At 68.4% G+C, this 3,281-nt stretch carries 2 protein-coding genes; both read left to right on the top strand.

The window, feature by feature from the left end:
- The first annotated feature begins 304 nt into the window (after positions 1-304).
- Positions 305-517 (top strand): hypothetical protein, encoded by a 213-nt coding sequence (locus tag TX83_RS21000; protein ID WP_064749938.1) that lies wholly within the window; start codon positions 305-307, stop codon positions 515-517.
- Between the two features lie 50 nt (positions 518-567).
- Complete coding sequence (locus TX83_RS20995; protein WP_261370239.1) at positions 568-3,042, top strand: TonB-dependent receptor; 2,475 nt, start codon at positions 568-570, stop codon at positions 3,040-3,042.
- Positions 3,043-3,281: the final 239 nt, after the last annotated feature.

Genomic DNA, 3,281 nt, shown 5'->3' with positions numbered 1-3,281 from the left:
TGGGGATTGGGGATTGGGGATTGGGGATTGGGGATTGGGGATTGGGGATTGGGGGTTGGGGGTTGGAAGGCCGCGGCGGAAAGCGGCGCTTGCGTCTTTTCGGTCGTCCCGCCGCGCCGCGCAACGCGGGCCGTAACCGAAAGCGCTGCGGTCGCCGGAATCCACACCGTCCGCGACGGGGCGTGACGGCGCTTGAAGCGCAGGCATCGCAGCACACCTTGGTGCCGCTCCTGGTGGAATTCGATCCGAACGTTCGTGCGAATGCGTCCGCCTTTCCCTGCGGACCGCGTTCCGCGCGACGCCGGTGCTGCGCCGCGGCACGCTGATCGTGATCGTCGTGGTAGTTTCGGCGGCACGGCCGCACGCACGCTTTCGCACTGCGGCCGACATCGCTTCCGAATTACGTAACGATCTGGTGATGCGAGCCGCTCCGGATGCCACGACGCCGCGCGTCGCGGCCGCGGACCGCGTCGCCGAACTCGACTCGTCGTTCGCCATCAAGGGGAAAACTCAATGATCGCTCGCCCGCCGGCCCGCAGGTCCCTGTCCTTGGCCATCGCTTTGAGCATGGCCGCGCTCGCCGCGAACGTGCAGGCGCAACAGGCGCCGACGGCCGCGGAAGACACCGAAGCCAAGACCCTGGCCGGGCTGACCGTCACTGCGCAGAAGCGCGAGGAGGCGATGCAGGACGTGCCGATCGCGATCACCGCCTTGCCCGAGCAGCTGATCCAGGACAGCGGCGTGCGCGACATCAAGGACGCGCAGATGCTGGTGCCGGGCCTGACCGTGACCAGCACCCAGAGCGAGGTGCAGACGGTCGCGCGCATCCGCGGCATCGGCACGGTCGGCGACAACGCTGGCCTGGAGTCCTCGGTCGGGGTGGTGGTCGACGGCGTGTACCGCCCGCGCAACGGCGTCGGCTTCGGCGACCTGGGCGAGATCGAGCGGATCGAGGTGCTCAAGGGCCCGCAGGGCACGGTGTTCGGCAAGAACACTTCGGCCGGCGTGATCAACGTCATCACCCGCCGCCCCAGCTACGACACCACCGTGGAAGGCGAGCTGACTGTCGGCAACTACGGCGCCCTCGGCGCCGCGGCTTCGTTCAACACGCCGATCGGCGAGAACGCCGCCTTCCGCATCTACGGCGCCAAGCGCAAGCGCGACGGCTTTAGCGATGTCGAGGTCGGCCGCGGCCCGCGCCGCGAGCGCGAAGACGGCGACCAGAATTTCCACACCCTGCGCGCCCAGCTGTTGCTGGAGCCGACCGAAAACCTCGACATCAACTTCATCGCCGACTACACCAGCCGCGAGGAGAACTGCTGCGTCGGCCTGACCACGGTGCGCGGCCCGACCGCGGCGATCATCAACGCCCTGGTCGGCGGCGTCGGCGTGGCGCCGGTGGCCGACCCGTTCGCGCGCGTGGCCTGGAGCAACCGCTCCACCAGCCAGGACATCAAGGACAAGGGCGTGTCGGCCCAGATCGACTGGATCACGCCCTGGTTCGGCGGCGCGACCCTGACCTCGATCACCGCCTCGCGCGACTGGCAGGCGATCAACGGCCTGGACTTCGATTTCACCGCCGCCGACATGATCTATCGCAACCCGGACTCGGACGAGTCCTTCACCGGCTTCAAGCAGTTCAGCCAGGAGTTCCGCCTGACCGGCGCCACCGACAAGCTCGACTGGATGGTCGGCCTGTTCTATTCCGACGAAGACCTCAAGCGCCACGATTCCTACAGCCTGGGCGCGCACTACGAGCCCTATCTGTCGACCGCGGTGCTGGGCCAGATCGCCGCGCGCTTCCCGGCCGGAGTGGTCAACACCGCCAACGCCGCGACTTTCCTGTCGCAAGCCAGCGGGCGGCCGTTCGGCAGCAGCTTCGGCGGACTCGGCGCGCTCGACCGCTACGACCAGAACAGCAAGAGCGTGGCGCTGTTCACCAACAACACCTGGCACGCGACCGACGCGCTCGATATCACCCTGGGCCTGCGTTACACCAAGGAGAACAAGGAGCTGGACTCGGTCTACAGCAACCCCAACGGCGGCCTGGGCTGCGGCGCGGCGATGGCCAATCCGGCCCGGGTCGGCCAGGCCCTGGCCGCGCGCGGCGTGCCGCTGGCGGCGGTCAATGCGCTGGTGCCGCAGGTGATCGGCTTCATGTGCCTGCCCTGGGCCAACACCTTGCACAACGGCCGGGTGACCAATCAGGAACGCGACGAGAAGGAATGGTCGGGCACGCTCAAGGCCGCCTATCGCTGGAACGAGCACGTCATGGGCTACGCGTCCGCGGCGCGCGGCTACAAGGCCGGCGGTTTCAACCTGGACCGGGTGCAGTCCTCCAACGGCCTGTCCAGCGGCACGGCCGGCATCCGTCCGGTCGCCGACACCTCGTTCCCGGGCGAGTTCGTCGACAGCTACGAGCTCGGCGCCAAGACCACCTGGGCCGACGGCAACCTGCTGCTCAACGCGACCTTGTTCCACCAGACCTACAGCGACTTCCAGCTCAACAGCTTCCTCGGCACCAGTTTCGTGGTGCGCTCGATTCCGGAAGTAGTGTCCAAGGGCATCGACACCGAGATCCTGTGGCAGACCGGCCTCAAGGGCCTGATGCTGCAGGGCGGCCTGATGTACGCCGACACTCGCTACGGCGACGATCCGCTGCCCGACGCCGACCTGGCCAAGCTGCCCGGCGCGCGCGCCAGCTTCGCGCCGCTGTGGTCGGCGTCGGCTTCGGCGACGTACCAGTGGGACTTCGGCGCCAGCCTGGTCGGCCGGGCCCACATCGGCGCCAAGTACTCTTCCGACTACAACACCGGTTCCGACCTCGATCCGGAAAAGGGCCAGGACGCCTATACCGTGGTCAACGCCCGGCTCGGCATCGGCGCCAAGGACCGGCGTTGGATGGTCGAGGCCTGGGCGATCAACCTGACCGACGAGGAATACAAGCAGGTCGGCTTCGACGCGCCGTTGCAGACCGGTTCCTGGAACGCCTTCCTCGGCGCCCCGCGCACTTATGGCGTCACCTTGCGGGTCATGTACTGACCGCCCCGCGGCGCGACCGCCTCTAGCGGTCGCGTCCGCCCCCCGTGAAGGCGGCGCAAGCCGCGACCAAGGGACGCGCAGAGCGATCAACGCCTTCGCCATCGATCGAAGCCCGAAACCGTCGCCGGGGTAGGAGCGGCGCAAGCCGCGACCGCCCTCTCTCCCGCTCGCCGCGCTTTGTCCTGGGGCCCCTGTAGGAGCGGCGTAAGCCGCGACCGCGTCCTTTCGGCCTCGCGGCG

Origin of the sequence: Lysobacter antibioticus HS124 (assembly GCF_000336385.2) — a bacterium.
Taxonomy (GTDB): Bacteria; Pseudomonadota; Gammaproteobacteria; order Xanthomonadales; family Xanthomonadaceae; genus Lysobacter; species Lysobacter firmicutimachus.
This window is presented reverse-complemented; position numbering and strand designations above follow the sequence as displayed.